Source organism: Stenotrophomonas sp. GW821-FHT01H02A (assembly GCF_059422145.1).
This window is the reverse complement of the sequence record NZ_JBWKWI010000012.1, coordinates 46,941-67,893: the sequence shown is the minus strand read 5'-3', so window position 1 is coordinate 67,893 and position 20,953 is coordinate 46,941. Positions and strand designations below refer to the sequence as shown.

Annotated in this window: 19 protein-coding genes and 1 pseudogene; 14 read left to right on the top strand and 6 right to left on the bottom strand. The window is 67.3% G+C overall.

Annotated elements, in window-relative coordinates; all coding sequences use genetic code 11:
- Positions 1-1,842 (top strand): efflux RND transporter permease subunit (locus tag AC07WC_RS16555; RefSeq protein ID WP_495210969.1); only part of this gene is annotated, 1,842 nt, incomplete at its 5' end.
- Positions 1,835-3,235, top strand: a complete 1,401-nt coding sequence (locus AC07WC_RS16550; RefSeq protein WP_495210968.1) for an efflux transporter outer membrane subunit — start codon at positions 1,835-1,837, stop codon at positions 3,233-3,235. The genes AC07WC_RS16555 and AC07WC_RS16550, both read left to right, overlap by 8 nt.
- Before the next feature lie 39 nt (positions 3,236-3,274).
- On the opposite strand, the gene AC07WC_RS16545 is transcribed toward AC07WC_RS16550, so the two are convergent.
- The 4 genes from AC07WC_RS16545 to AC07WC_RS16530 all read right to left on the bottom strand — a co-directional run bounded on the left by AC07WC_RS16545 (position 3,275) and on the right by AC07WC_RS16530 (position 5,151).
- The gene (locus AC07WC_RS16545) at positions 3,275-3,694 is read right to left on the bottom strand and encodes a low affinity iron permease family protein (RefSeq protein WP_495210967.1); all 420 of its coding nucleotides are present in this window, start codon (positions 3,692-3,694) and stop codon (positions 3,275-3,277) included.
- 76 nt (positions 3,695-3,770) lie between these two features.
- A complete protein-coding gene (locus tag AC07WC_RS16540) occupies positions 3,771-4,103 on the bottom strand; it encodes a hypothetical protein (protein WP_495210966.1) in 333 nt (110 codons plus the stop codon).
- A gap of 62 nt (positions 4,104-4,165) precedes the next feature.
- A complete protein-coding gene (locus AC07WC_RS16535; protein WP_495210965.1) occupies positions 4,166-4,444 on the bottom strand; it encodes a hypothetical protein in 279 nt (92 codons plus the stop codon).
- 254 nt (positions 4,445-4,698) lie between these two features.
- A complete protein-coding gene (locus AC07WC_RS16530; RefSeq protein WP_495210964.1) occupies positions 4,699-5,151 on the bottom strand; it encodes a nucleoside deaminase in 453 nt (150 codons plus the stop codon).
- Between the two features lie 79 nt (positions 5,152-5,230).
- On the opposite strand from AC07WC_RS16530, the gene ubiE reads away from it, so the two are divergent.
- The 3 genes from ubiE to AC07WC_RS16515 all read left to right on the top strand — a co-directional run bounded on the left by ubiE (position 5,231) and on the right by AC07WC_RS16515 (position 8,951).
- Positions 5,231-5,992, top strand: a complete 762-nt coding sequence (gene ubiE / locus AC07WC_RS16525) for a bifunctional demethylmenaquinone methyltransferase/2-methoxy-6-polyprenyl-1,4-benzoquinol methylase UbiE (protein ID WP_495210963.1) — start codon at positions 5,231-5,233, stop codon at positions 5,990-5,992.
- A gap of 68 nt (positions 5,993-6,060) precedes the next feature.
- Entirely contained in the window at positions 6,061-6,927 is an 867-nt protein-coding gene (locus AC07WC_RS16520; RefSeq protein ID WP_495210962.1) for a GGDEF domain-containing protein, read from the top strand.
- Positions 6,928-7,010: 83 nt separating this feature from the next.
- Positions 7,011-8,951 carry a M1 family metallopeptidase gene (locus tag AC07WC_RS16515; protein WP_495210961.1) on the top strand — a complete coding sequence of 647 codons (1,941 nt, stop codon included), beginning with the start codon at positions 7,011-7,013 and terminating at the stop codon, positions 8,949-8,951.
- A gap of 71 nt (positions 8,952-9,022) precedes the next feature.
- Here the strand turns inward: AC07WC_RS16515 and AC07WC_RS16510 are convergent, their stop codons facing one another.
- Positions 9,023-9,643 (bottom strand): TetR/AcrR family transcriptional regulator, encoded by a 621-nt coding sequence (locus tag AC07WC_RS16510; protein WP_495210960.1) that lies wholly within the window; start codon positions 9,641-9,643, stop codon positions 9,023-9,025.
- Between the two features lie 131 nt (positions 9,644-9,774).
- Here AC07WC_RS16510 and AC07WC_RS16505 point away from each other — a divergent pair, with 131 nt between their 5' ends.
- The 3 genes and pseudogenes from AC07WC_RS16505 (at position 9,775) to AC07WC_RS16495 (ending at position 12,264) form a co-directional block, all read left to right on the top strand.
- Positions 9,775-10,821, top strand: a complete 1,047-nt coding sequence (locus AC07WC_RS16505) for an MBL fold metallo-hydrolase (protein ID WP_495210959.1) — start codon at positions 9,775-9,777, stop codon at positions 10,819-10,821.
- A gap of 93 nt (positions 10,822-10,914) precedes the next feature.
- Positions 10,915-11,646, top strand: a complete 732-nt coding sequence (locus AC07WC_RS16500; protein ID WP_495210958.1) for a hypothetical protein — start codon at positions 10,915-10,917, stop codon at positions 11,644-11,646.
- A 35-nt stretch (positions 11,647-11,681) separates the two neighbouring features.
- Positions 11,682-12,264 (top strand): annotated as a pseudogene (locus AC07WC_RS16495) (HAD family hydrolase).
- Between the two features lie 218 nt (positions 12,265-12,482).
- On the opposite strand, the gene AC07WC_RS16490 reads toward AC07WC_RS16495, so the two are convergent.
- Positions 12,483-13,421 (bottom strand): carbohydrate kinase family protein, encoded by a 939-nt coding sequence (locus AC07WC_RS16490; protein WP_495210957.1) that lies wholly within the window; start codon positions 13,419-13,421, stop codon positions 12,483-12,485.
- 275 nt (positions 13,422-13,696) lie between these two features.
- Between AC07WC_RS16490 and AC07WC_RS16485 the strand changes: the two genes are divergently transcribed.
- The 6 genes from AC07WC_RS16485 to rodA (AC07WC_RS16460) all read left to right on the top strand — a co-directional run bounded on the left by AC07WC_RS16485 (position 13,697) and on the right by rodA (AC07WC_RS16460) (position 20,911).
- Entirely contained in the window at positions 13,697-14,743 is a 1,047-nt protein-coding gene (locus tag AC07WC_RS16485; RefSeq protein WP_495210956.1) for a rod shape-determining protein, read from the top strand.
- A gap of 153 nt (positions 14,744-14,896) precedes the next feature.
- Complete coding sequence (gene mreC / locus AC07WC_RS16480) at positions 14,897-15,988, top strand: rod shape-determining protein MreC (RefSeq protein WP_495210955.1); 1,092 nt, start codon at positions 14,897-14,899, stop codon at positions 15,986-15,988.
- Positions 15,985-16,470 carry a rod shape-determining protein MreD gene (gene mreD / locus AC07WC_RS16475; RefSeq protein ID WP_019186042.1) on the top strand — a complete coding sequence of 162 codons (486 nt, stop codon included), beginning with the start codon at positions 15,985-15,987 and terminating at the stop codon, positions 16,468-16,470. Before mreC ends, mreD begins: the two co-directional genes overlap by 4 nt.
- A 1-nt stretch (position 16,471) precedes the next feature.
- A complete protein-coding gene (gene mrdA / locus AC07WC_RS16470) occupies positions 16,472-18,532 on the top strand; it encodes a penicillin-binding protein 2 (RefSeq protein ID WP_495210954.1) in 2,061 nt (686 codons plus the stop codon).
- Complete coding sequence (gene rodA / locus AC07WC_RS16465; protein ID WP_495210953.1) at positions 18,529-19,641, top strand: rod shape-determining protein RodA; 1,113 nt, start codon at positions 18,529-18,531, stop codon at positions 19,639-19,641. The genes mrdA and rodA (AC07WC_RS16465) overlap by 4 nt, the downstream gene beginning before the upstream one ends.
- A 169-nt stretch (positions 19,642-19,810) precedes the next feature.
- The gene (rodA, locus tag AC07WC_RS16460) at positions 19,811-20,911 is read left to right on the top strand and encodes a rod shape-determining protein RodA (protein ID WP_495210952.1); all 1,101 of its coding nucleotides are present in this window, start codon (positions 19,811-19,813) and stop codon (positions 20,909-20,911) included.
- Positions 20,912-20,953: the final 42 nt, after the last annotated feature.

Sequence of the window (20,953 nt, the reverse complement as noted above, 5' to 3'; positions counted from 1 at the left end):
AGCCAGATCACCGGCGCGCTGGTCGGCATCGGCCTGGTGCTGTCGGCGGTGTTCGTGCCGATGGCCTTCATGAGTGGTGCTACCGGCGTCATCTACCGCCAGTTCTCGGCCACCATCGTCTCGGCGATGGCGCTGTCGGTGCTGGTCGCCATCGTGCTGACCCCGGCGCTGTGCGCCACCATGCTCAAGCCGCTCAAGAAGGGCGAGCACCACGTGGCCCACAAGGGCTGGTCGGGTCGCTTCTTCAACGCCTTCAACCGGGGCTTCGACAGCTCCAGCGCGAAGTATCAGCGCGGCGTGCGCGGCATCCTCGGCCGTCCGTGGCGCTTCATGGGGGTATTCGCTGCGCTCGCACTGGTGATGGGCCTGCTGTTCATGCGCCTGCCCAGCTCGTTCCTGCCCAATGAAGACCAGGGCATCCTGATGGCGCTGGTGCAGACCCCGGTCGGTGCCACCCAGGAACGTACCCTGGAATCGATCGACAAGCTTGAAAAGCACTTCATGGAGAACGAGGCCGACGCGATCGAGTCGATCTTCTCGGTGCAGGGCTTCAGCTTCGCAGGCATGGGCCAGAACGCGGGCATGGCCTTCGTCAAGCTCAAGGACTGGAAGGACCGTGATGCCGACCAGGGCGCGATGCCGATCACCGGCCGTGCGATGGCTGCGCTGGGCGGGATCAAGGATGCCTTCATCTTCGCCTTCCCGCCGCCGGCGATGCCGGAGCTGGGTATCGGTTCGGGCTATACCTTCTTCCTGAAGGACACCAGCGGGGCCGGCCACCAGGCGCTGCTGGATGCACGCAACCAGCTGCTCGGCATGGCCGGGCAGAGCAAGCTGCTGGCCAACGTGCGCCCGAACGGGCAGGAAGACACGCCGCAGCTGCGCATCGACATCGATGTCGGCAAGGCCAGCGCGCTGGGTCTGTCGCTGGAGGCGGTCAATACGACGCTGGCAGCGGCCTGGGGCAGCAGCTACATCGATGACTTCATCGACCGTGGCCGGGTCAAGCGCGTGTATGTGCAGTCCGATGCGCCGTTCCGCATGAACCCGGAAGACTTCAACCTGTGGTCGGTGAAGAACACTGCCGGGGAGATGGTGCCGTTCTCGGCCTTCGCCAGCCAGCGTTGGGATTACGGCTCGCCGCGCCTGGAACGCTACAACGGCGTGTCCGCGATGGAGATCCAGGGCGAGCCCGCCGCGGGCGTGGCCTCGGGCGATGCGATGAACGAAGTGGAGAAACTCGCCAAGCAGCTGCCGGTCGGTTTCGACATCGAGTGGACCGCGCTGTCCTACCAGGAACGCCAGGCCGGTTCGCAGACACCGCTGCTGTATACGCTGTCACTGCTGATCGTGTTCCTGTGCCTGGCCGCGCTGTATGAAAGCTGGAGCGTGCCGACCTCGGTGCTGCTGGTGGCGCCGCTGGGTATCCTCGGCGCGGTACTGGCCAACACGTTCCGCGGCATGGAGCGCGACATCTACTTCCAGGTGGCGATGCTGACCACGGTGGGCCTGACCAGCAAGAACGCGATCCTGATCGTGGAGTTCGCCAAGGAAAACCTGGAGAAGGGCGCCGGCCTGATCGAAGCGACGATGCATGCCGTGCGCGACCGTCTGCGCCCGATCATCATGACCTCGCTGGCCTTCGGCCTGGGCGTGCTGCCGCTGGCGATCGCCTCCGGTGCCGGTTCCGGCGCACAGCAGGCCATCGGTACCGGCGTGCTGGGCGGCATGGTGGTCGGCACGCTGCTGGGGGTGTTCTTCATCCCGCTGTTCTTCGTGGTGGTGCAGCGCGTATTCAATCGCAAGAAGTACGGCAAGAATGCCGGAGGTTCCGATGCGTAAGCCCATGATGGCCAGCCTGGCGCTGGCCGTGAGCCTGGTGCTGTCCGGCTGCTCGACGCTGGAGCCGCGCAGCACCGGAGCCGCCCCGGCGATTCCCTCGCAGTGGCCGGGAGCGGCCACGACGGGGGTGCAGGCCGCTGCGACGACTGAGGTGGCCGACATCGGCTGGCGCGATTTCTTCGTCGATCCGCGCCTGCAGGCGGTGATCACCCAGTCGCTGGAGAACAACCGCGACCTGCGCGTGGCCGTGCTCAATGTCGAGCGTGCGCGGGCGCAGTACCGCATCCAGCGCGCGGATCGCGTACCGGCGGTCGGCGTGCAGGGGCAGATGACGCGCAGTGGCGGCGACGCGCCCGTGACCGAACAGTTCAGTGCCAACCTCGGCGTGGTCGAGTTCGAGCTGGATCTGTTCGGCCGCGTGCGCAACCTCAGCCAGGCCGCGCTGCAGCAGTACTTCGCCGAGGCGGCCAACCGCCGCAGCGCACAGCTGTCGCTGGTGGCCGAGGTGGCCAATGCGTGGCTGACCCTGGGCGCGGACAGCGAACAGCTGCGGATCGCCCAGGCGACACTGGCGACGTATGAGGACTCGCTGCGCCTGACCGAGGCACGCCGGGAGCTCGGTGGTGCCTCGGCGCTGGAACTGAGCCAGACCCGTACCCTGGTGGAAACCGCGCGTACCGATGTAGCGCGCTTCGCCGGGCAGGTTGCCCAGGACCGCAATGCACTGGTGCTGCTGGCCGGTGGGCCGGTCGATGCCACGCTGCTGCCGCAGGCCGAGGTGACCGAGGTCGCCAGCGTGCGGCCGCTGCCGGCCGGGATGCCGGGCGATGTGCTGCTGCGGCGGCCCGACGTCATGGCGGCCGAGCACGTGCTGCTCTCGGCCAATGCCAACATCGGTGCCGCGCGCGCGGCGTTCTTCCCGTCGATCAGCCTGACCGGCAGCATCGGATCGGCCTCGTCGGAGCTGTCGGGCCTGTTCGACAGCGGCACGCGCGCGTGGAGCTTCATTCCAAAGCTGAACCTGCCGATCTTCCAGGGCGGCAAGCTGCGCGCGAACCTGGGCATGGCCACGGCCGACCGCGATATCGCGCTGGCACAGTACGAGCGGGCGATCCAGTCCGGTTTCCGCGAGGCCGCCGATGCACTGGCGCTCAACGAAAGCCTGGATGCGCAGTTGTCTTCGCAGCAGGCGCTGGTGGCCGCGGCGGAGCAAGCGCAGCGGTTGTCGCAGGCGCGTTATGACGCCGGTCTGGACAGCTTCCTGACCTTGCTCGATGCACGCCGGACGGCCTACACGGCGCGGCAGTCGCTGGTCAGCACGCAGCTGGCGCAGCAGTCCAACCAGGTGGCGCTGTACAAGGTGCTCGGCGGCGGTTGGCACGAGCGCGGGTGAGTCTGCGCGGGTGCGGCCAGCCGGTCGCATCCGCGCCCCTCATGGGTCGTCGGCGCGGCCATCACCATGGCAGCGCCGTGCGCGGTCCAGCGCATTGCCGGCTTCGCGTGCCATGCGTTCGTATTCGCGGCGGATTTCTTCCAGGCGCTCTTCGTCCAGCTCTTCCAGGTCCAGCAGTTCGTTGTTGGCTTCTTTCGTCGCGCGGATCAGCTCATCGAGCTTGATCTGGATCGCGGCGGTGTCCGCGTTCTGGCTGTGCTGGATCAGGAACACCATCAGGAAGGTGATGATGGTGGTGCCGGTGTTGATCACCAGCTGCCAGGTGTCGTTGAACGCGAAGATCGGCCCGCTCAAGGCCCAGATCACCACGATGGTGACCGCCGCCAGAAAGGTCCACGGCGTTCCCGCCGCGTAGGACGCCTTCTTGGCGACAAGGTTGAAGAGGCTGCGCAGTTTCATGAGGCACGACAGGGAAGAGCCGAGGTGCCTGCATCATTGGCGGGGCGCCGTGCAGGCGCTGTGCAGCCGGCGTGGGTCAGGCGCGGGCATGCAGCCGCGGGCGCGAGGACAGGTCCTGGCGGCCGGCATGGTAGATGTGTTCCCAGCACTGATCGACGAACTGGCGTGCCTGTTCTTCGGACAGGCGCGGCATGATCTGCAGCGCGTAGTGGGTCTGGAACATTTCATCGCGCTGCTCATCGCTGGCACGCGGTTGCGTGATCAGCGAATCGCAGGCGAATTTGATCCACGGCACGTAATGGCCGAACGAGCCCGTCCCGAGGTTGCCGTCGGCATGACGCTGGCGCCAGTAGCTGACTTCGGCGTCGACATCGATGACGGCAGGGATGGAGATCTGGGCGGAGGACATGGTCACTTCAATATGGGAAGAAGGGAATCTGGATGATGGGGTAGAGCGCGGTGCAAGCGGTGTCATGGCGATGTGGAGCCGGTGTGGCGGCTTTCGCTACGGTGCTCGCCCAGCAGATGCGCGTGGTGGACGACGCCGAGGCGCTCGGCCAGGGTGGCCAGCCGGTTGCAGACCGCGACGCGATGATGCGGATGGGACCGCGTCAACTCATCCTGGATCGCCTGGTAGGCGTCCCAGAATGGCGCGGCGTTGTGGTGGCGTGCGTAGTGCACCTGCAGTCGTTCCCAGGCATCGGTCAGCTCGGGTTCGACGGAGGAGGTGCGGCGGGTTCGGGCATGCATGACGTCTCCTCGACGATGGTGCCCCCTGTGCGACCACCTTAAGACGTTCATGCAGCGGGGTTGTTAGTGCGGCGTGTTCGCGGTGTCCGGCGTCCGTCGTCGGCGCGTGACGGCATCACCCGCAGACACCCACGGCACAGGGCGTTGCGGCCCGGCCCGCTCACTGAAGCATTCAGAACGTTGCCGTACCCGCGCGCTGCGTTTCGGCATCGCGCGGGCAACGTCAACGCGGATCCGCGCGGAATCGGTCGCGCTTACTCGCCGATGTCTTCGTTCCAGACCTCGGGATGGGCGCTGATGAAGCCGCCGAGCAGGTCGATGCATGCCTGGCTCTGCATGTCGATCACCTTGACCCCGTTGTCGCGCAGCCAATCGATGCCGCCCTGGAAGGTGACCGACTCGCCGACCACCACCGTGCCGATGTTGAACTGGCGCACCAGCCCGCTGCAGTACCAGCACGGGGCCAGGGTGGTCACCATGATGGTGTCCTGGTAGCGGCGCTGGCGGCCGGCCTTGCGGAAGGCGTCGGTCTCGCCGTGCACGGAGGGGTCGCCTTCCTGCACGCGGCGGTTGTGGCCGCAGCCGAGCAGGCGGCCGTCGTTGTGGTACAGCGCAGCGCCGATCGGGATGCCGCCTTCGGCCAGGCCCTGGCGGGCTTCGGCGATGGCGGTTTCAAGCAGGGCGGCGTAGTCGGGGGTGGTGATCATGCGCAATCCAGGGACGTGAAGGCCTTCATGATAGTGGGCAGCCTGCCGCAACGGCGCCGGCGGTGCGATAATCGTCCCCATGAGCGAATCCCCCTACAAGACTGGCACCACCCATTTCGGCTTCCGCGATGTCGCTGCGAAGGACAAGCAGAAGCTGGTGGGCGAAGTGTTCACCTCGGTCGCGCGCAGCTACGACCTGATGAACGATCTGATGAGCCTGGGCATCCACCGGGCGTGGAAGCGCTACTACGTCGCCACCGCGCAGGTGAAGCCGGGCGACCGTGTGCTCGACCTGGCCGGCGGCACCGGCGACATCGCCGCGCTGATCAAGGATCGGGTAGGTGATGAGGGTGAAGTGGTGCTCGGCGACATCAACGCCGGCATGCTCTCGGTGGGCCGTGACCGGCTGACCAACCGCGGGCTGGTCGCAGGCCTGAACTACGTGCAGTGCAACGCCGAGGCGCTGCCGTTCCCGGATGCCAGCTTCGATCTGGTCACGATCGCGTTCGGCCTGCGCAACGTCACCGACAAGGAAGCCGGCCTGCGCGAGATGCACCGGGTGCTCAAGGTGGGCGGCCAGGCGCGCGTGCTGGAGTTTTCCGAGGTCACTGCGGACTGGTTCAAGCCGATCTACGATTTCCACTCGTTCAAGATCCTGCCGAAGCTGGGCCAGCTGTTCGCGCGTGATGGCGACAGCTACCAGTACCTGGCCGAGAGCATCCGCAAGCATCCGCCGCAGGAGCAGCTCAAGACCATGATGGCCGAGGCCGGTTTCGAGCGTTGCCACTACAAGAACCTGACCGGCGGCATTGTTTCGATCCACTCCGGCTACAAACTTTGAGACAGAGGTCCGGTTCCCGCTGAGGGGGCTCGGCCACACTGCAGGCAGGCTGTCGAAGAGGGCCTGCCATGCGTCTCTACCGCGGGCTTGCCCGTGTGTTTCCCCGCTCGTTCACCGCCAAGCTGATGGCGGTGGTGTTCCTTGGCCTGCACGTCCCGCTGCTGGTCCTGCTGCTGTGGATGGCCGCCACCGGCCACTATGAGCGCGGGATGATGTGGACCGTGGTCGGGGTGGTGCTGCTGGCCACGCTGCTCGGCACCGCGATCGCGATGATGGCGCTGTACCGCCTGATGGCACCGCTGCGCCAGGCCGCCGATGCGCTGGAGGCCTACTACGATGAGCAGCGCCTGCCGCATCTGCCGGATCTGGGCCACGATGAAATCGGCCGGTTGCTGCGCAGCATCAACCGCAACCTGCATGGCGTCGACGCCGGCCTGCGCGATCTGCGCCGCAGCGTGCTGCTGGACCCGCTCACCCAGGCCCTGAACCGGCGCGGCTGCGAGCAGGCGCTGGCCGATTCGGCCGCGTGGGCGGGCGAACAGGCACGCCCGCTGACCCTGTTCGTGGTCGACCTGGACAACCTCAAGCCGATCAACGACGCCCACGGCCACCTGGCCGGCGACCAGGTGCTGGTGCGGCTGGTGGAGACGGCCCGGCTCTGGTTGCGCGGCCCCGACTGGATCGGGCGCTGGGGTGGCGACGAGTTCCTGCTGGCGGTGCACGCCGACGGCAACGAGGCCGGCGAGCGGGTCACCCGCTGGCTGGCCCAGCTGGCCGCACCGGCGCATGCCGGTGAGCCGCCGGTCAGGGCGAGTGCGGGCGCGGCCCTTTACCGTCCTGGCGATGATCTGCGCGAGGCCTACCGGCGCGCCGATGCGGCCATGTACCGGGCCAAGTACGCCGGGGGCGGGCGGCTGCTGCGCGCCGAGGACTGAATGCGCGAACCGCCACGCATGGCCTGCGCGGGTGCCGGCGACAGGGGTAAACTGGTGGTTTCACCCTGATCGGTCCCGAGTTCATGCGATCTCCGTTCCTGTTGATTCCCCTGGCCGTCGCCCTGGCGTCCGGCTGCTCCAAAGAACCGGCGGCTCCGACCGTCGATCCCACTGCCAACGCCCCGGCGAGCACCGCCATGAAAGCCGACAGCCGCAGCCACGATGAAAGCTCCTACGCCGAGCCGGACAAGGTCGTCGTCAAGGACATCGCGCTGGACCTGAAGCTGGATTTCGACAGCAAGCAGATCGGCGGCACCGCGACCTACACGCTGGAGTGGAAGGACAAGGCCGCCAAGCAGCTGGTGCTGGACACCCGCGAGCTTACGGTGGAGAAGGTCGAGGCGATCGCCGCCGACGGCAAGGCCGCGCCGCTGCCGTTCGTGCTGGCGCCGGCCGACAAGGTGTTCGGCAGCAAGCTGAGCATCGAGACGCCGGATCAGCCGGCCAAGGTCGTGATCACGTATCACACCGCACCGACCGCCTCGGGCCTGCAGTGGCTGGAGCCGTCGATGACCGAGGGCAAGAAGCTGCCCTTCATGTTCAGTCAGTCGCAGGCGATCCACGCCCGTTCCTGGGTGCCGCTGCAGGACACCCCGAGCGTGCGCTTCACCTACAGCGCGCACGTGGTTTCGCGCCCGGACGTGATGGTGCTGATGAGCGCCGACAACGATCCCAAGGCCGCGCGTGATGGTGATTACACCTTCAAGATGCCGCAGCCGATTCCGTCCTACCTGCTGGCCATCGCCGCCGGCGACCTGGTGTTCGAGCCGATCTCCGGCCGCTCCGGCGTGTGGGCCGAACCGACCATGGTCGGCAAGGCCGCCAAGGAGTTCGAAGACACCGAAAAGATGATCGGCGCCGCCGAGAAGCTCTACGGCGAATACCGCTGGGGCCGCTACGACATGCTGGTGCTGCCGCCGTCGTTCCCGTTCGGTGGCATGGAAAATCCGCGCCTGACCTTCGCCACCCCGACCGTGATCGTCGGCGACAAGTCGCTGGTCTCGCTGGTCGCCCACGAACTGGCACACAGCTGGTCGGGCAACCTGGTGACCAACGCCAGCTGGAAGGACATCTGGCTCAACGAAGGCTTCACCACCTATGTGCAGGGCCGCATCACCGAGGCGCTGTACGGCCAGGAGATGGCCGAGATGGAGCGCGAGATCGACCAGAACGATCTGCTTGCCGAAGTGAAGGACATGAGCCCGGCCGACCAGGCCCTGGCGCTGCCACCGCTGAGCGAGCGTGACCCGGACGAGGCATTGAGCCAGGTCGCCTACGTCAAGGGCGCGTGGTTCCTGCAGTTCCTGGAACAGCGCTTCGGCCGCGACACCTTCGATCCGTTCCTGCGTGGCTGGTTCGATGACCACGCCTTCCAGAGCGCGAACACGGACCAGTTCATCGAGTACCTGAAGAAGAACCTGCTGTCCAAGAAGCCCGGCGCCGTCACCGACGCCGAGCTGAAAGCATGGCTGGACGAGCCGGGCATTCCGTCGTTCGCGACCAAGGCCCGCTCGCGCAACTTCTCCATCGTCGATACCGCCCGCATCGCCTGGCAGGGCAGCAACACGCTGCCGAATGCACAGATCACCGGCGAGTGGGGCACCCAGGAATGGGTGCACTTCATCGATGGCCTGGGCAAGACCCTGCCGGTCGAGAAGCTGGCCGCACTGGACAAGGCCTATCACTTCACCGGCACCGCCAATGGCGAGATCGCGATGCGCTGGTATCCGCTGACGATCCGCAGCGGCTACAGCGAAGCCAACGAGGCCGCCGGTGCCTTCATCGAGCGCGTCGGCCGCCGCAAGCTGATCATGCCGATCTACGCCGAACTGGTGAAGACGCCGGAAGGCCTGGCCTTCGCCAAGGCGGCCTTCGCCAAGGCCAAGCCGGGCTACCACCCGATCACCACCGGCTCGGTCCAGGACATGCTGGACAAGGCGGAGGCGGGCACGGCCAAGCCGTAATCGCCAGACGTATCGGTTGAACGAAAAACGGCGGGGAAACCCGCCGTTTTTTCATGCCTCGGCGGCCGTGCTCACACCGCGCGCACCGCCAGGAACATGTCCACGCAGTCGTGCACCACCTGGTGCTGCTGCGCCGGCGTGAGCGATGGCTGGCCGAAGGTGATCTGCGGCCAGAACGCAAAGGCCTTGAGCATCGCCTGCAACTGATGCGCGGCCTCCGCCGGCGGCATCTCCGCGCGCAGCCGGCCGTCGGCCTGGGCGGCGCGGATCCAGCCGGTCAGGCCCTCTTCCTTCTCGGCCAGCTTGTCCATCATCGCGCGCGCACGCTCCGGGGCATGGACCAGTTCGGCCATCGCGACCCGCGAGAGATCGATGAAGCCGGGGTCGTCGAGCAGGCGCATCTTGCGTGCCGCGAACACCAGCAACTGCTCGCGCAGCGGCCGTGCCGGATCGTAGGGCACGACATCCAGCGCCTGGCTGGCCTCGAACAGTTGCCACAGGATGGCGGCGAACAATTCATCCTTGCTGGCGAAATGGTTGTAGACGGTGCGCTTGGATACTTCGGCGGTGGCCGCGATGCGATCCATGCTGGTGCCGGCAAAGCCGAATTCGCGGAACTCGGCCACGGCCGCACCGAGGATGGCCTCGCGTTTGCGGTCGGTCAGGCGGGTGGGGCGATCGGGGGTGCTCATGGAATTATTTTACACCGTTCAGTTTACTTTTCGGGAAAGGTAAGTAAACTGGTAGGTGTACTTTCCAGGGCAAGCCCCACATGAAACGTCGCCTGCCTCGTGTCCTCCTCCTTCTGACGGTGTTGATCGCCATGTCCATTGGCCTGTTGACCTGCGGCGCCCGCCCGGCCGCCGCCTATGACCAGTCGCCGCAGTTCGGCGACGGGCGTTTCCACAACCCCACCGGCAAGACCGACTTCGGCTTTTTCCGCACGGTCGGGGTGATGTGGCGCTTCCTGTTCAACAAGCCGGCCGATGCCAGCCCGCTGGCGCCGATCCCGGTGCAGGCGCTGACCCGCCAGGCCCTGCTCGACGCGCCCGACGACAGCCTGTGGCGGCTGGGACACTCGACGATGCTGATGAAGCTGGACGGGCACTTCTGGCTGACCGATCCGGTGTTTTCCGAGCGTGCCTCGCCGATGTCGTTCATGGGCCCCAAGCGCTTCCATGCGCCGCCGCTCACGATCGACGAACTGCCACCGATCACCGGCGTGATCATCTCGCATGACCATTACGACCACCTTGACCACGACGCGATCCAGGCGCTGGCGCCCAAGGTGCAGCACTTCGTCACTGCGCTGGGCGTGGGCGACCGCCTGATCGCCTGGGGCGTGCCGGCGGCGAAGGTCGTGCAGCTGGATTGGTGGCAGGACACCCGCGTGGAGGGCCTGAAGATCGTCGCGACGCCGGCCCAGCACTTCTCCGGCCGTACCCTGGCCGACGGCAACCGCACGCTGTGGGCGTCGTGGGTGATCGATACCGGCCATACCCGGATCTTCTTCAGCGGCGACACCGGCTACTTCGATGGCTTCGCCCGCATTGGCGAGCGCTACGGCCCGTTCGACCTGGCCATGATTGAAACCGGGGCCTACGGTGAGGACTGGCCGGACGTGCACATGCAGCCCGAGCAGAGCCTGCAGGCGCATCTGGACGTGCGTGGGAAGGTGTTGATGCCGATCCACAACGGCACCTTCGATCTGGCCCTGCACCCGTGGACCGAACCGTTCGAGCGCATCACCACCCTGGCGCAGGAACAGGGCGTGCCGCTGACTGCCCCCCACATGGGCGAACGTCTGGACATCCGCGCGCCGGCACCGTCCACCCACTGGTGGCGGGAAGGACAGCCCGCCGCGAAGTGAAGCAGGCCACCATCGCGGCCGCACCGGCATGCGCCGCTTGGCGATAAAGTAGGCGCTGGCGCCCCGGCGCCATCGTCCAACACGGAGCACGCGATGAAACGACTGATCCTGGTAGCGGCCTGCGCCTTCGCGCTGGCAGCCTGCAGCAACCCCGAAGCGGAACGCCAGGCGCAGCAGGCTGCTGCGGCCGCCGCCAAGGCGCAGCAGGAAGAAAAGGCCGAAGGCGTGGCCAAGCAGTACGACATGGCCGTCGCCGCGCAGGACTGGGAGAGTGCCCGCATCCACGGTGGCTCGCTGCTGGACCAGTACAAGGACACCGACGTCGCCGCCCGGATCGAACCGGGCTACGCCGAGGTCAAGGCCAAGGCCGAAGCCGCGCGCGAAACGCGCCGTCTGCAGGCCCTGTGGCAGTACAACCAGATTCCGGTCGGCACCAAGGGCATCCAGTCCTCGGCGCAGATCTACAGCAAGGACCGCGTGGACGTGGACGGCAGCGGCCCCAAGCCGGTACAGCTGGTCTTCCGCGATCATCCCGAATGGAAACGGCACGCCTACCTGGTGCTGCAGGCCGGCGATTTCCGCTGCCCGAAGTGCCAGGTCAAGGTGACCGTCGATGATGGCAAGCCAGTCGCGATGGCCGCCTGGCGTCCGGATACCGATGAAGCGATCGCGATGTTCATCACCGACCAGAAAGCGCTGTGGAACCTGGCGCGCAAGGCCAGGGTGATCAGCATCGAGTTCCCGGTCAAGGCCGGTGGCACGCGCACGGCCGTGTTCGAAACCGGCGGCGTGGATGCCAGCCGGATGCCGCAGCGGTGGAAGTGAGCGGGCTTGCGGCGATCCGTCACTGGGTGTTCGACATGGACGGCACGCTGACCGTCGCGGTGCACGATTTCCAGCGCATCACCAGCGCATCAAACGCGAGCTCGCGATTCCACCGGATGACGACATCCTGACCCACCTCGCCGCGCTGCCGACCGAGGAGGCTATGGCCAAGCATGCCTGGCTGCTCGCACACGAACGCGCGCTGGCCGGGGAGGCGCAGGCCGCCCCCGGCGCTGTCCCCTGATCCGCGCGCTGCATGCCGACGGCTGCCGGCTGGGCATCCTGACCCGCAATGCGCGCGAACTCGCCGACGTGACCTTGCAGGCGATCGGTGTCGGCGACGTCTTCGCCCGCGAGGACATCATCGGCCGCGACGAAGCCGCGCCCAAGCCGTCGCCGGCGGGCCTTCGATACTTTGTTGAGCGTTGGCAGGTGGATCCCGCCCAGGTGGTGATGGTCGGCGACTACCGCTTCGACCTGGAATGCGGCCGTGCCGCCGGCACCCGCACGTTGCTGGTCAACACCCCGGACAACCCCTGGCCGGGCATGGCCTGCTGGCACCTGGCCGATCGCGGGCAGGTGCTGGCGACATGGGAAGGAAAGCAGGTTCCGGCCTGATCGCCCCGGACAAGTACCTGCCGCACAACCCGCACGCGGCGGAGCCGGAAAGCAGCCAGGCATGGCCCGGCTCTACCCAATCCCCCCCGATTCCCCTCTGGTGGAGAGCCCCCTTGATGTTCAAGGGGGCGCGCCGAAGGCGGGGGGATGAGGTGGAATGCAATTGGGACCCGCGATTCGCTTTGGCGAATCGTGGGCCGCGTTTGATCGCAATGCGATCAAACGCTCAGCGCGTACCCGAATTGCTGCTTGAACTGCTCATTGAACTCATCAAACGTGAAGCGCTGGTTCTGGGTGCCCGGGTGCTCGACCTTCAGCGCGCCCATCAGGTTGCCCATGCGGCCGATGGTCAGCCAGTCGTAGCCCTTCTCGATGCCGTAGATCAGGCCGGCGCGGAACGCATCGCCACAGCCAGTCGGGTCCACCACGCGGCGCTCGTGCGCCGGCGGGATGTCATAGGTCTTTTCCGGGGTATGGATGACCGCGCCCTTCGGGCCGCGGGTGGTGATGTAGGCCTTGACCCGGCTCACGATCTCCTTTTCATCCCAGCCGGTGCGCTCCTGCAGCAGGTTGGACTCGTAATCGTTGACCACGACGTAGTCGGCCTGCTCGATGAAGGTGCGCAGCTCCGGGCCGTTGAACAGCGGCATGGCCTGGCCCGGGTCGAAGATGAACGGCACGCCGCCCTCGAAGAATTCCTGGGAATTCTGGATCATGCCCTCGCGCCCGTCCGGGCCGACCAGGCCCAGGGTCACGCCCGGTACGTCCTTCACGTGGTTCTCGTAGGAACGCATCATCGCGCCCGGGTGGAAGGCGGTGATCTGGTTGCTGTCGTGGTCGGTGGTGATGAACGCCTGCGGGGTGAACAGCTCATCGATCACCTTGACCCGGCTCAGGTCGATGCCCAGGCCCTGGAAATATTCGCGGTACGGGCCGAAGTCCGAGCCCACGGTGCCCATCGGGATCGGCTCGCCACCCAGCAGGTACAGGTTGTAGGCGATGTTGCCGGCGCACCCGCCGAATTCACGACGCATGCGCGGCACCAGGAACGACACATTCAGGATGTGCACCTTGTCCGGCAGGATGTGATTCTTGAACTGGTCCGGGAACACCATGATGGTGTCGAAGGCAAGAGAACCACAGATCAAAGCGGACATCGAGTAAGGCCTATGCGGAAGGGGGGCTGAGGCCCGTCGGGCGGGCAACGAAACGGCGCCCTGCGGCGCCCTGCGGCGCAAAGGTTAACGGGTGAGGCGGCTTTGGGCCAGAACCCGGGCTGTCCGGATTGGCCTGAATGGCCGTGAAGGCTGGCTTTCGGCCAGATTTGTTCTTGCTCGCGCACAGGGGGATTGCTAGGCTTGTCGGCCTCGAATTCTGCCCATTTTTTCGCCATCCCGCGTTGGGCGCGACACCCCTCAGGATCAACTCCCAGATGTTCAAGAAACTGCGTGGCATGTTCTCCAATGACCTGTCCATCGACCTGGGCACGGCCAACACCCTCATCTACGTCCGTGGGCAGGGGATCGTGCTGAACGAGCCGTCGGTCGTGGCCGTGCGCCAGGACCGTGCCATCGGTGGCACCCGTTTCGTGGCTGCCGTGGGCGCCGAGGCCAAGCAGATGCTCGGCCGTACCCCGGGTCATATCACCACTATCCGCCCGATGAAGGATGGCGTCATCGCCGACTTCACCTACACCGAGGCGATGCTCAAGCACTTCATCAAGAAGGTCCACAAGTCGCGCTTCCTGCGCCCGAGCCCGCGCGTGCTGGTCTGCGTGCCGGCCGGCTCGACCCAGGTCGAGCGTCGCGCGATCAAGGAATCGGCCGAGGAGGCCGGTGCGCGTGATGTGTTCCTGATCGAAGAGCCCATGGCCGCCGCGATCGGCGCCGGCATGCCGGTCACCGAGGCGCGCGGCTCGATGGTCATCGACATCGGCGGCGGCACCACCGAAGTGGCGGTGATCTCGCTCAACGGCATCGTCTACTCGGCCTCCGTGCGCATCGGCGGCGACCGCTTCGACGAGTCGATCACCAACTACGTGCGCCGCAACCACGGCATGCTGATCGGTGAAGCCACCGCCGAGCGCATCAAGGTGGAGCTGGGCTGCGCCTATCCGCAGGCGGAAGTGATCGAAATGGAAATCTCCGGCCGCAACCTCGCCGAGGGCGTGCCGAAGATGATCAAGATCAACTCCAACGAAGTGCTCGAAGCCCTGCACGAGCCGCTGTCGGGCATCGTCAGCGCGGTCAAGCTGGCACTGGAGCAGACCCCGCCGGAACTGTGCGCCGACGTCGCCGAACGCGGCATCGTGCTGACCGGTGGTGGCGCCCTGCTGCGCGACATGGATCGCCTGATCTCCGAAGAGACCGGCCTGCACGTGCAGGTGGCCGATGATCCGCTGACCTGCGTGGCCCGCGGTGGCGGTCGCGCGCTGGAGCTGGTGGACATGCACGGCAACGAGTTCTTTGCGCCGGAGTAAGCCGTACCGGCCGTGTATCGTGGACGCGCCTCTGCGGCGTGATGCCGGTGAGCGCTGCTCACCGGGCATCGCCCCGCCGGGGCGTTGTCGCATGCTGTTCCCGCTGCGCTGTGCTGCAACGCGCTTCACTCACACTTTTCCCAGTCGACGCCTGTGCCGCCTTACGCCGGTCCTCCCGTAGCCTCCCGCCAGGGCGATGCCGCCAGTCCGCTGCGCCTGCTCGCTTACCTGGCCCTGGCCATCACCCTGATCGTGCTCGATGACCAGGCCGGCTGGCTGTCGCGCCTGCGCGCGCAGGCCAACGTGCTGGTGCAGCCGGTGTGGGCGCTGGCCGGCCTGCCGGGCCGGCTCGGCACCCAGGTCAAGGACAACGCGGCCAGCCATGGCCAGCTGGTCAGCGAGAACCGCGAGCTGCGCAACCAGTTGCTGATCGCCAATGCGCGGCTGACCCGGCTGCAGACCGCCGCGCTGGACAACGCCCAGCTGCGCGAGCTGCTCAACGTGGCCGAACGCAGTGGCCTGGACGTGCAGCTCGCCCCGATCCTGGATATCGACCTGGACCCGGTGCGCCAGCGCCTGGTGCTGGCAGCCGGCACCCGTGATGGCGTGCATGTGGGCCAGGCGGTGATCGACGCCGGTGGTCTGATGGGCCAGGTGATCGCCACCACCGGCAACAGCGCGACCGTGCTGCTGCTCACCGATCCCGACCATGCGGTGCCGGTCACCGTGGCCCGCAACGGCGTGCGCCTGATCGTCTACGGTCGCGGCGACAAGCTGGAACTGCGCGACATCCCGCTCAGCGCCGGGGTGGAAGTCGGCGATGAGATCGTCACCTCCGGGTTGGGCGGGCGTTTCCCGGCCGGCTTCCCGGTCGGCAGCATCACCGCGCTGCGCCCGGATGACACGCATGCGTTCCTGGTCGGCGAACTGAAGCCGGCCGCCCAGCTCGACCGTGGCCGCGACGTGCTGCTGCTGCGCCCGGGCGAAGCGATCCACCTTCCGCCAAACCTGCGCCGCGACGCCGGTGAAGCCGGTGGCCCGGCCGCCGCGCCGCTGCAGGACGGTAGTCCGGCAGGCGGCGCGCTCCCGCCGGGCACCGCACCGGCGAGCGCGCCGGCCAACGTGCCGCAGGCCAATCGGCCCGGCCCGGCCGCGCCGGTCCCGGTGACGGTCCCGCGTCGTGCCGCGGCGTCGCCTGCGCCTGCGCCTGAAACCGGCGCCACGCCGCCGGAGGAACAACGATGAGCCGCCTGCGCGACAAACCCTGGGTGCTGCCGGTCAGTCTGGTGGTGGCGCTGCTGCTCGGCCTGCTGCCGTTGCCGGCGCTGCTGCAGCCACTGCGTCCGTATTGGCTGGCGCTGGTGCTGGCCTACTGGGTGATCGAAACGCCGGACCGGGTCGGGCTGGGCATCGCGTTTGCCAGCGGCGTGATCGCCGATCTGCTGTATGGCGGCGTGCTCGGCGAGCAGGCGCTGCGGTTGGTGATCCTGACCTTCATCCTGCAGCGCTTCCGCGCGCGGATCCGCTTCTTCCCGATGTCCCAGCAGATCCTGGCGATCGGCGGCCTGCTGTTCAACGACCGCATCGTCAGTGCGGTGGTGCACATCGTGGTGGGCGAGCCGACCCTGCCATGGTCGTACTGGTGGGCGCCGCTGCTGGGCATGGCACTGTGGCCGCTGGTGTTCGTGCTGCTGGACGCGCTGCGCTTCGGGCGACGCGGGCGCTGACATGTACATGCGCCGCCAGGCCAAGAATCCGCATGCCGAGGCCGAACAGTTCCGGCGCCGCGCCGCGCTGGGCTTCCTCGGCGTGCTGGTGTGCCTGCTCGGCCTTGGCGGCTGGTACTTCAAGCTGCAGGTGATGGACCACGACATCTATGCCACGCGCTCGGAGGCCAATCGGATCAAGCCGCGGCCGGTGGTGCCGGGGCGCGGGATGATCTACGACCGCAACGGCCGCCTGCTGGCCGAGAACGTGCCCGCGTTCCGCCTGGACATCACCCCGGACAAGGTCAAGGACATGGACGCCACCCTGGCCGGCCTGTCCAGCATCCTCGCGCTCAGCCCGGAAGACATCGAGACGTTCAACAAGTCGCGCAAGGCGCGCCGCAGCTTCCTGCCGGTGACGCTCAAGCTGCGGGTCACCGATGAGGAAATGGCGCGCTTCGCCGTGGACCGCTGGCGCTTCCCCGGCGTTGAGCTGGAGCCGTACCTGACCCGTCGCTATCCGTACGGCGACCTGTTCGCGCACATCATCGGCTACGTCGGCCGGGTCGATGACAAGGACCTGGAGATGCTGGGCGAGGGCAATGCCGCGTTGACCCACATCGGCAAGTCCGGGTTGGAGCGGTATTACGAGCAGCAGCTGCGCGGCAAGGTCGGCTACGAGCAGGTCGAGACCAACGTGCAGGGCCGGGCGATCCGCACCATCGGCCGGGTCGCCGCGCAATCGGGCAGCGATCTGCGCCTGTCGATCGATGCCGATCTGCAGCGTGCGATGGTCGCCGCCTTCGGCGAGTTCGAGGGTGCGGCGGTGGCGATGGACCCGCGCACCGGCGAGGTGCTGGCGATGGTGAGCCTGCCGTCGTACGACCCCAATCTGTTCGTGAACGGCATCTCGCATGCCGATTTCAAAGCGCTCAACGACAATCCCTCGCGGCCGCAGTTCAACCGCCTGGTGCTCGGCGGCGTCGCGCCCGGCTCCACGATCAAGCCATTGATTGGCCTGGCCGGGCTGGACAGCGGCGTGCGCAGGCCGGAAGACAAGATCCTCTCCACCGGCATGTTCTATCTGCCGGGCACCTCGCGTGGTTGGGGCGATGCCAATCGTGGCGGGCATGGCTGGACCGATCTGCGCAAGTCGATCACCCAGTCAGTCAACACGTATTACTACAAGCTCGCGCTGGATCTGGGCATCGAGCGCTTCGACCACTACATGGGCTATTACGGGTTCGGTGCGCCGACCGGCATCGACCTGACCGGCGAGATCGGCGGCATCCTGCCCTCGCCGGCGGCGAAGTACAAATCGCGCAAGGAACGTTGGTACCCCGGCGATACCGTCAACGTCAGCATCGGCCAGGGTGACTGGAAGGTCACGCCGCTGCAGCTGGTGCATGGCGTGGCCGGCATCGCCGATGGCCAGCTGCGCCAGCCGCATCTGGTGATGCAGCAGCGCGCCGGCTTCGATGCGGACTGGACGGCCACGCCGCCGGGCGAGAGCAAGCCGATCAGCCCCACGCCGGGCAATCTGCAGGCCGTGCGCGAAGGGATGATGGGCACCATGCAGCCGGGCGGCAGCGGCGCGCGTGCGGCGGCCGGCGCGCCCTACGTGATGGCCGGCAAGACCGGTACCGCGCAGGTGATCAGTCGCCGCGGCACGGCCGCGGTGAATCCGCGCAGCCTGCCGCTGCACCTGCGCCACCGCGCGCTGTTCGTCGGCTTCGCACCGGCCGACCATCCGGTGATCGCGGTGGCGATCGCGGTCGAGGGCGGTGGTTATGGCGGTTCGGCGGCGGCACCGATCGCGCGCAAGATTTTCGATGCCTGGCTGCTGGGCAAGATGCCCGACGGCCTGGAGCCGCTGGACAGCGAACGCGGCACCACCGCGATCGGCATCACCGCTTTCGATGGCGGCGACGGCGCGGCGCGCGAAGCCGGCGATGCCGCCGTCGCTGCGCTGGAGCTGCTGCCGGTGGTGGTGGGCGTGCCCGCGCCTGCGCCTGCGCCTGAACCCGGTGCACCGGTGCCCGGTGCCACGCCGCCCCCGACCGCACCGGAGCGGACACGATGAAGGTCTTCCTGCGCTGGGCGGTCGATATGGCCGTCCGCTTCAGCAGCTCGCTGGACTGGGTGCTGTGCCTGGCCTTGGGCGCACTGATGCTGATCGGCCTGGCGGTGCTCAAGAGCGCCGGCGGTGATGGTCTGGTGTTCGCGCAGGGCGCGCGCTTCGCGGTCGGCCTGGCTGCGATGTGGGCGATCTCGCGGGTGTCGATCCTGCGCATCCGGTCGGCGACGCCGCTGATCTATGCCATCTCGATGCTTCCGCTGCTCGCGGTGTTCGTGCTCGGCACCGGCAAATACGGTCGGCAGTGGCTGGATCTGAAACTGTTCTACCTGCAGCCGGCCGAACTGCTCAAGGTCAGCCTGCCGATGATGGTGGCCTGGTACCTGCACCGGTTGCCGTTGCCGCCACGCTTTTCCACGGTGCTGACCAGCGCGGTGATCATCGGCGTGCCGACCGGGCTGGTGATGCTGCAGCCGGACTTCGGCACCGGCGTGCTGATCGCGGCCAGTGGTGCGTTCGTGCTGCTGCTGGCCGGCCTGCCGTGGTGGTGGGTGGGCGTGGCGGTGGGCGGTGTCGCCGCGGCCGCGCCGGTGGCGTGGTTCTGGCTGCTGCGGCCCTACCAGAAGGACCGCATCATGATGTTCATGGACCCGGAGAGCGATGCGCTGGGCGCCGGCTGGAACATCATCCAGTCCAAGATCGCGATCGGCTCGGGCGGCTTCGACGGCAAGGGCTGGGGCCAGGGCTCGCAGTCGCACCTGAACTTCATTCCCGAACAGACCACCGACTTCGCCTTCTCGGTGCTCAGCGAAGAGTTCGGCTGGATCGGGGTGGCGATCGTGCTCGCGTTGTACCTGGTGGTGATCGGGCGCTGCCTGTGGATCGCTTCGCAGTCGCGCGATACCTATTCGCGGCTGTTGGCCGGCGCGACCGGGCTGGCGTTCTTCGTCTATGTGCTGGTCAACGGCGGCATGATTTCCGGTCTGTTGCCGGTGGTCGGCGTGCCGATGCCCCTGATCAGTTACGGCGGTACGTCGGCGGTGTCGCTGCTGGCCGGCTTTGGTCTGGTGATGGCGGTGCGTCGCCACAATCCGGTGCACGGCGGCTACGGCTGAGTGCGTGCGATGCGTGCGCCGTGGCCCGGCGGTACGTATCGGCTAAGGATTGGGGTGCCCGCGCGTGTTACGGTCCTGCGCTCGCGCCGGCCCGCCTCCTAGCGGGTCCGCTTTCTGTTCGCCGTGTCGCCTCCTGCTGTGCGTCGCGTCATCCACAGGAGTCGCCCGCATGGTCGAACTACTGCAGCGCGCACGCGCCGTGTTCCATTTCTTCCTCCGTACGCTGGACCTGCCCCTGCTGGGCGCATTGTGCCTGCTGATGGTGGCCGGCCTGGCCGTGCTGCACAGCGTGGACGGACCCGTGCATGCGCAGGCAATGCGTTACGGGGCCGGTCTTGCCGCCCTGTGGGGGCTGTCGCGGCTGCCGGTGGTGGAGCTGCGCGCGTGGTCGCCGTGGATCTACACGTTGTCCCTGCTGCCGCTGCTGGCGGTGTACGTGGTCGGCACCGGCAAGTACGGCCAGCGCTGGTTGAACCTGGGCGTGTTCTACCTGCAGCCTTCCGAGCTGCTCAAGCTCAGCCTGCCGATGATGATGGCCTGGTACCTGCACAAGCAGCCGTTGCCGCCGCGGCCGCGTGCGGTGCTGACCGCCGCCGTGCTGATCGGAGGGCCAGCGGTGCTGATCCTGCTGCAGCCCAACCTGGGCACGGCAACCCTGGTGACCGCCAGCGGCGTGTTCGCGCTGCTGCTGGCGGGACTGCGCTGGTGGTGGATGGCCGTGGCGCTGGGCGGGCTGTCGGTGGCCGCGCCGCTGGCGTGGTTCGGTCTGCTGCGGCAGTACCAGAAAGACCGCGTGCTGACCTTCCTGTATCCCGAGAACGATCCGCTGGGCACCGGATGGAACATCATCCAGTCCAAGATCGCGATCGGCTCGGGGGGCATGCACGGCAAAGGCTGGGGGCAAGGGACCCAGGCCACGCTGGATTTCCTGCCCGAGTACACGACCGACTTCGCCTTCTCGGTGCTGGCCGAAGAGTTCGGCTGGATCGGCGTGGCGGTGGTGCTCAGCCTGTTCCTGTTCGTGACCGCGCGCTGCCTGTGGATCGCCAGCCAATCGCGCTGTGGTTACTCGCGCCTGTTGGTGGGCACCACCGGCCTGGTGTTCTTCGTCTACGTGCTGGTCAACGGCGGCATGATCTCCGGCCTGTTGCCGGTGGTGGGCGTGCCGATGCCGCTGATCAGCTATGGCGGCACCTCGGCGGTATCGCTGCTGGCCAGTTTCGGCCTGGTCATGGCGGCGCGACAGCACCAGCCGGTGCATTCGACCTGAGTCATTCGTGCGCAAGCCCGTGCGCATGCATCCAGGCGGAAA

Coding starts and splice junctions, on each gene's coding strand:
- AC07WC_RS16500 (WP_495210958.1), top strand. CDS start 10,915: ATGAAACGACTGATCCTGGTAGCGGCCTGCGCCTTCGCGCTGGCAGCC.
- AC07WC_RS16540 (WP_495210966.1), bottom strand. CDS start 4,103: ATGTCCTCCGCCCAGATCTCCATCCCTGCCGTCATCGATGTCGACGCC.
- AC07WC_RS16535 (WP_495210965.1), bottom strand. CDS start 4,444: ATGCATGCCCGAACCCGCCGCACCTCCTCCGTCGAACCCGAGCTGACC.
- rodA (WP_495210952.1), top strand. CDS start 19,811: ATGGTCGAACTACTGCAGCGCGCACGCGCCGTGTTCCATTTCTTCCTC.
- AC07WC_RS16520 (WP_495210962.1), top strand. CDS start 6,061: ATGCGTCTCTACCGCGGGCTTGCCCGTGTGTTTCCCCGCTCGTTCACC.
- mreD (WP_019186042.1), top strand. CDS start 15,985: ATGAGCCGCCTGCGCGACAAACCCTGGGTGCTGCCGGTCAGTCTGGTG.
- AC07WC_RS16545 (WP_495210967.1), bottom strand. CDS start 3,694: ATGAAACTGCGCAGCCTCTTCAACCTTGTCGCCAAGAAGGCGTCCTAC.
- AC07WC_RS16485 (WP_495210956.1), top strand. CDS start 13,697: ATGTTCAAGAAACTGCGTGGCATGTTCTCCAATGACCTGTCCATCGAC.
- AC07WC_RS16550 (WP_495210968.1), top strand. CDS start 1,835: ATGCGTAAGCCCATGATGGCCAGCCTGGCGCTGGCCGTGAGCCTGGTG.
- ubiE (WP_495210963.1), top strand. CDS start 5,231: ATGAGCGAATCCCCCTACAAGACTGGCACCACCCATTTCGGCTTCCGC.
- AC07WC_RS16505 (WP_495210959.1), top strand. CDS start 9,775: ATGTCCATTGGCCTGTTGACCTGCGGCGCCCGCCCGGCCGCCGCCTAT.
- AC07WC_RS16515 (WP_495210961.1), top strand. CDS start 7,011: ATGCGATCTCCGTTCCTGTTGATTCCCCTGGCCGTCGCCCTGGCGTCC.
- AC07WC_RS16510 (WP_495210960.1), bottom strand. CDS start 9,643: ATGAGCACCCCCGATCGCCCCACCCGCCTGACCGACCGCAAACGCGAG.
- AC07WC_RS16490 (WP_495210957.1), bottom strand. CDS start 13,421: ATGTCCGCTTTGATCTGTGGTTCTCTTGCCTTCGACACCATCATGGTG.
- rodA (WP_495210953.1), top strand. CDS start 18,529: ATGAAGGTCTTCCTGCGCTGGGCGGTCGATATGGCCGTCCGCTTCAGC.
- mrdA (WP_495210954.1), top strand. CDS start 16,472: ATGTACATGCGCCGCCAGGCCAAGAATCCGCATGCCGAGGCCGAACAG.
- AC07WC_RS16530 (WP_495210964.1), bottom strand. CDS start 5,151: ATGATCACCACCCCCGACTACGCCGCCCTGCTTGAAACCGCCATCGCC.